Origin of the sequence: Paracraurococcus ruber, from assembly GCF_004353985.1 — a bacterium.
In the GTDB taxonomy this organism is placed as follows: domain Bacteria; phylum Pseudomonadota; class Alphaproteobacteria; order Acetobacterales; family Acetobacteraceae; genus Paracraurococcus; species Paracraurococcus ruber.
Map to the genome: position 1 here is coordinate 1 of NZ_SMOA01000322.1, position 5,671 is coordinate 5,671.

Genomic DNA, 5,671 nt, shown 5'->3' on the forward strand with positions numbered 1-5,671 from the left:
CGCCGCTCGCCGGGCTGGCGCCGCCGCTCGGCACGCTGCACCCGCTCGCCCTGCTGCCGGGGCCGGACCCGTCGCCGGCGATGGCCCTGGCCGAGCTGCTGCGGGAGGGGCCGGGCTGGGCGGCGCTGGAGGCCTGGGGCAGCTGGGCCGTGCCGGGCGAGAGCCGGTTGCGCCTGCCGCTGCCGGCCGAGGCCGCCGACACGGCGCTGCGCGTCTTCCTCGAGCTGGCGGCGCCGCCCGAGGGCGGCCGCTTCGGCCTGCGCGCAACGCGGGAGCGCAACCCGGTCGGGCTGCTGCAGCGGCTGGAGGCGCGGCCCGGCGAGCGGCTCTTCGCCATGCTGACCGTGCCGCCGGGCGAGGGCGACCTGATGCTGGCGGTCGAGCCGGCGGAGGGCGCCGGCGGCGCCGAGCGGGTCGGCGTCTGCAGCCTGATGGCCTGCCGCGCCGACGACCATGCGGCCCGGCTGGACTACCTGGAGGGCCGGGCCCTGGCGCGGCTGCCGCCGGGCTGATGCCGGCGGGCGGCTGTCCCGGCGCCCAGCCAGCGGCATCGCGCGCCGGGCCGGCGCGGCGGCTTCAAGCCGGGCGCCGCTGCCCTGCCGGCCAGCGACCAGGCTGGCCGGCAGGGCACGCGCCGCGCGGCCGCTACAGGAAGATGCGGGTCGAGACCGCCACCTGGTAGATCAGCCCCAGCAGGTCGCTGCCGATCTGGAAGGCCTTGGGGTCCAGCCGCGGCAGGGCGATCAGCTCGTCGCCCGGGCGAGGCGGCTGGTTCGGCTCCAGCACCAGCTCGCCGCTGGCGCGGCGGATCATCAGCGCGCTGTCGCTGCCGCGGGCGGCATAGCCGCCGGCCGCCCTGATGTAGTCCTCGATCCGCATCTCCGGCCGCCAGACCACGGCGCGCGGCGCCGTCACCTCGCCGGCCACCAGCACGGTCTGCGACTTCTCCGGGATGACGATGACGTCGCCATCCTCCAGCCGCACCGGGGCGCAGCGGCCGCCGCTGTCGACCACCACCAGCCGGCCTTCCGGCTGGGTGCGCCGCGCCCGCTGGATGTAGGAGGAGACGAGGTTGGCCTCGCTCGCCCGGATCGCCGCGACGCCGGTGGTGGGGGAGACGGCGAGGAACAACTGTCGTTCGAGACGGTCCAGCGCCTCGTCGATCGCCCGGCGCTGCTGCGCCGCGACCGAGGGCCGCAGCAGGAAGACCGACCGCGTATCGGCCAGCACCGGGTCCACCGCGACATGGTCCAGCACCTGGCAGAGCTGCGCGTCGCGGTCGGCGACCAGCACGGAAGGCCCGATCCGGCTGCCCTCCACCGTCACCCGCACGGTGCGCGCCGGCGCGTCGGTGATGAAGGTGGCGACGTCCTGGTCCTGCAGCGGCAGGGCGCGGAACTCCGCCAGGGTGGCGTAGCGGGAATAGGGCTGGCCGCCCCGCGTGCCCTTGACCACCACATTGGTCGCCGCCGGCAGCGGCCGGGCATAGTCCAGCAGCTCCTGGCCGGTCATGCTGCGGGCCGGCACCTCGAACAGGTAGTTGTTGCGCACCGCGCCTTCCGCACCGACCAGGGCACGCTGGCGGGCGACGACCAGCGTGTCGCCCTCCTGCAGCCGCACCTGCGGCAGGCGGCCTTCCCGCAGGAAGCGGTAGAGGTCGATGCTGGCGATGGTGCTGCCGCCGCGCTGCAGCGTGATGTCGCGGTAGGACCCGCGGGACGGATCGACGCCGCCCGCCCGCACGAGGAAGTCCAGTACGCTGTCGGCGGCCGAGCCGGCATAGCGGCCCGGCACGCGGACATGGCCGGTGACGAAGACGCCGACGCGGCTGGTGGAGAGCAGCACGGCATAGACCTGCACCTGGCTGGTGAAGACCCGCCGCACTTCCTGCTCCACCACCCGCTGCAGCGCGCCGGCGGCCGTGCCGGCGACCCGGATCGGGCCGATGTTCGGCAGGAAGATCATGCCGGAGGGATCGACCTGGGTCGCCACTTCCGCATCCACGGCGCCCCAGACCCGGACCGAGATGCGGTCGCCCGGCACGATCAGGTAGCTGGGGTTCGGCGCGTCGCTGATGGCCGGCGCGTCGCGGGTGAACAGCGCGGCGCCGAAGACCGCGGTCGCATTGGTGCCGCGGTCCGGGTCGCCCAGCGGGTTGACCGCGCCCGGCCCCGCCTCCGACTGCGTCTCGCTGCCCTGGCGGTTCAGCGTCCGGTCGCCATCGACCAGGGTCGGCAGCTGCTGCACCGTGGTCGGCTGCGACTGCAGCAGCTGCAGTGCCTGGCGCTGCTGCAGCGACTGGATCGGCGATTGCGCAGCGGCCGGGCCGGCCAGCAGCAGCCCGGCGGCGAAGGCGGCAGTCCATTCACGACGCATGTTCGCGCATTCCCGCAATCAGCAGCCAGGCCAGGCCGTAGCCGACCGAGAGCCCGACGAAGAGGTAGAGGACGGTCAGGGTCGCCTTGGGGTAGCGGGCGTATTCCGCCAGGTTCGGCTCCACGACCCGCAGCAGGAAGATCTGCTGCCGCGTGGCGTCGCCGCGCGCCCGTTCGAGGGAGGCGGTGGCGGAGGCGAGCTGCGACCGGGCCAGCTCGCGCTCGACCTCCAGCCGCTCATACTCGCCGACCTGCTGCGACACGCGGGCCTCGCGGCTGCCGAGGCGGCGGCGTTCCTCCGCCACCTGGGCGTCCAGCGCGGCGACGCGGTTGCGCAGCGGCACCAGGCGGGGATTGTCCTCCCGCGCGAAGCGCAGCGCCTCCGCCAGCTCGGCCCGCGCCTGCGCCAGCGCCCCTTCCAGCCGGCCGATATTCTCGAGCGCGAGGGCGGCCGAGCGGGTCGGGTCCACCGCCCGCTCCCGCTCCCGGAAGCCGGCGATGGCCAGCTGCGCCGCTGCCAGCCGCTGCTCGGCCCGCGCCACCTCGTCCCGCGCCACCCGCAGGCTGTCCTCCTGCAGGCGCTGGTTCAGCTGGTTCACCAGCTGCTCGGACAGGCCGAGGAGCTGTTCGGCGAGCTGCCGGCTGTCCTCCGGCCGGAAGCTGCGGACGCGCAGCGTGGTGATGCCGCTGGTCGTGTCGTATTCCGCGCCGGCCATGCGGCGGAAATAGTCCAGCAGCCGTTCGGCCGAAGGCTGCGGCCACCACAGCCGGGCCAGCGGGTCCGCTTCCGGCCGGCGGAAGATCTCGACCAGCGACATGCGTTCCCGCAGCGCCGCCACCGCATCATGGGAGCGGAGGTAGTCGCGCACGCCCATGGCATCCTCGGAGGCCGGCTTGAAGCCGGCGCTCTGCGCCATCTGCTCCAGCGCGCCGCCCCCGCCGCCGCCGCTGCGGCCGCGGACGATGAAGCGCGCCTCGGATTCGTATTGCGGCGCGGCGACGCCATGCAGGTAGAGGGCGGCGAGCAGCGTCGGCAGCAGGACCGTGAGCAGATAGGCGTTGCGCCGCACCCGCTGCCGCAGGCGCGAGAGGGGCCCCGGCCGCGGCACCGGCCCGGACCACCCCGCCGACAGCCCCGGATCAGGCCGCGGCAGCGTGGTAGGCGGCGATTGCTTCGTCCAGATCGTCATAGCGGGTGAGCCTGCCGTCATCGAGGATGGCCGCCGTCTCGCAGAAGGCGCGCACGGTTTCGGCCTGGTGGGAGACGAGCAGCAGGGCGCTGCGCGCGTTGATGTCGGCCAGGGCGGCGCGCGCCCGGCGGCCGAATTTCGTGTCGCCGACCGCGATCGCCTCATCGACCAGGTAGCAGTCGAATTGCACCGCGAGGGAGAGGGCGAAGCCGAGCCGGACGATCATGCCGGAGGAATAGGTCTTCACCGGCATGCGGTAGTAGCTGCCGAGATCGGCGAAATCCTCGACGAACTCCACCGTCTCCTGCATCGGGCGGTCGTAGATGCGGGCGATGAAGCGGGCATTGTCGGCGCCCGACATGCCGTAATGCATGGCGCCGGCGAAGCCGAGCGGCCAGGAGACGCTCATCCGCCGCTCGATCCGGCCCTGGTTCGGGTGTTCCACCCCGGCGATCAGCCGCAGCAGCGTGGTCTTGCCGGCGCCGTTGCGGCCGAGGATGCCGACCTTCTCGCCCCGCCGGAATTCGGCATCCACGCCGCGCAAGACCTCCTTGGCGCCGAAATGCGTCTTGTAGCTCTTGTGGACGCCCTGCAGCCGGATCATGGCGGTCACACGACCAGCCGCCGCCGCGCGGGACGCAGCGCGGCGAGGCCCAGCAGGTTCAGCACCGCCACCCAGGCGACGAGATAGGGGATGTCGAAGGTGGTCGGCACCTGCGTGCCGTAGAGGCCGCGCCGCAGCATCTCGAAGCAATGGACGGTCGGCACCAGCAGCGCGTCCTGCTGCAGGTCGGTGGGCAGCCAGAACACCATGAAGAAGGCGCCGGTCAGGCCCAGCGAGAGATAGGTGAACAGGTGGGTGATGCGGTCGAACAGCTCGGTGTAGACGGTGGCGGCGGCGATCAGCATCGCCAGCCCCTGGGCGATCCCGAGCATCCCGGCCATGCCCAGCACGATGAGCCCCGGCTCGTCCGGCCATTCGCCCAGCATGGCGCCGAAGACCAGCAGGAAGATCGTGAGCGCGATGCCGACCGCCGCGCCGTCCAGCAGGAAGCGGGCGAAGAGGATGTCCTCGACCGTCACGCGCCGGTGGTAGAGCAGCGACTGGTTGCTGGCGATGATCGACGGCGCGCTGTTCACGATGCCGCGGAACAGATAGTAGGGGACGTAGCCGATCACCCAGAACATGAACGGGTTCAGCCCGCCCGGCAGCGGGTGGCCGGCGATCTCGTGCAGCAGGCCGATGGCGCCGCCGAGCATCAGCGGTTCGGCGAACAGCCAGAGATAGCCGATGTTGTCGCGCCCGAAGCGGCCGCCCATCTCCCGCATCATCAGGGCGCCGATGACGCGGGCCTGGATGCCGAGGCAGCCGAGCAGCCCTGTCCGCGGCGCGACGACGTCGCTCATGGCCGGGCGCTGCTGCCCAGCAGCAGGGGCCGGGCCGCGACCCAGTTCCCCTCGGCCTCGCACAGCAGGCTCGCCCGGCCGCCGACCCCTTCGCCGAGCAACACTTCGCGGCATTGCCGCCCGCTGGCGGCGGCATAGGCGCGGACCACGCGCACCCGGGTGGTCCGGCCATCCTCCAGCGTCACGCTGCCCTGCTGCCCGGGCGCGGCACCGGCGAGGAAGCGGCCGAGCGCATCCCGGGGCGCCGGGGTGGCCGCCGCCGGGGCGCCGGGTGCCGCCGGCCCGCCCGCGGCGCAGCCGGCGAGCAGGAGCAGCAGGAGGCCCGGCAGGGCCGCCCGGCCCCGGATCGTCCCGAAGGACAGGGCGCGGGCGGGCGCGTTGAAATTCATGTGTTCGCAGTCTCCTTCGCCTCCTCTACCAAAGTGCGAAGCACGGGCAAGAAATTTCCCACCATGGTTCGTGAAGCTTTGCGCAACGGCAGCAGTCGGATCGCCGCCGTGACAAGCCGGCCACGCGGCGGCGATGCACCTGCCTAGGGCGGCGACAGGCATGGCCCGCCCCCCGGCGGGGGAGGGGCTGTTCCGCGCGCCCCGCTTCGGCACCGCCTGGGCGCCGGTGGCGGCGCTGGCGGCGGCCGGCCCGGACCCGGTCGGCACCGCCATCGCCGCCGGGCTGCGGCGCGACGCTGCCGGCGACGCC

At 73.6% G+C, this 5,671-nt stretch carries 6 protein-coding genes; 1 reads left to right on the top strand and 5 read right to left on the bottom strand.

Going from position 1 to position 5,671, the window contains the following annotated elements; all coding sequences use genetic code 11:
- Positions 1-512 (top strand): hypothetical protein (locus tag E2C05_RS33485; protein WP_158292414.1); only part of this gene is annotated, 512 nt, incomplete at its 5' end.
- 133 nt (positions 513-645) lie between these two features.
- Here E2C05_RS33485 and E2C05_RS28070 read toward each other — a convergent pair.
- Genes E2C05_RS28070 through E2C05_RS28090 form a run of 5 tightly spaced genes read right to left on the bottom strand, consistent with a single transcriptional unit; the run spans position 646 to position 5,361 of the window.
- Entirely contained in the window at positions 646-2,376 is a 1,731-nt protein-coding gene (locus E2C05_RS28070; protein WP_133222943.1) for a polysaccharide biosynthesis/export family protein, read from the bottom strand.
- Complete coding sequence (locus E2C05_RS28075; RefSeq protein ID WP_240046925.1) at positions 2,366-3,484, bottom strand: capsule biosynthesis protein; 1,119 nt, start codon at positions 3,482-3,484, stop codon at positions 2,366-2,368. Before E2C05_RS28075 ends, E2C05_RS28070 begins: the two co-directional genes overlap by 11 nt.
- Positions 3,485-3,515: 31 nt before the next feature.
- On the bottom strand, positions 3,516-4,169 hold the full coding sequence (locus E2C05_RS28080) for an ABC transporter ATP-binding protein (RefSeq protein WP_133222944.1): 654 nt from the start codon (positions 4,167-4,169) through the stop codon (positions 3,516-3,518).
- Between the two features lie 5 nt (positions 4,170-4,174).
- On the bottom strand, positions 4,175-4,972 hold the full coding sequence (locus E2C05_RS28085; protein ID WP_158292415.1) for an ABC transporter permease: 798 nt from the start codon (positions 4,970-4,972) through the stop codon (positions 4,175-4,177).
- Positions 4,969-5,361, bottom strand: a complete 393-nt coding sequence (locus tag E2C05_RS28090; protein ID WP_158292416.1) for a DVU3141 family protein — start codon at positions 5,359-5,361, stop codon at positions 4,969-4,971. Before E2C05_RS28090 ends, E2C05_RS28085 begins: the two co-directional genes overlap by 4 nt.
- Between the last annotated feature and the right edge of the window lie 310 nt (positions 5,362-5,671).

Bases quoted from the DNA above. Each gene is read 5' to 3' on its own strand.
- E2C05_RS28080 (WP_133222944.1), bottom strand. From the start codon at position 4,169: ATGATCCGGCTGCAGGGCGTCCACAAGAGCTACAAGACGCATTTCGGC.
- E2C05_RS28085 (WP_158292415.1), bottom strand. From the start codon at position 4,972: ATGAGCGACGTCGTCGCGCCGCGGACAGGGCTGCTCGGCTGCCTCGGC.
- E2C05_RS28070 (WP_133222943.1), bottom strand. From the start codon at position 2,376: ATGCGTCGTGAATGGACTGCCGCCTTCGCCGCCGGGCTGCTGCTGGCC.
- E2C05_RS28090 (WP_158292416.1), bottom strand. From the start codon at position 5,361: ATGAATTTCAACGCGCCCGCCCGCGCCCTGTCCTTCGGGACGATCCGG.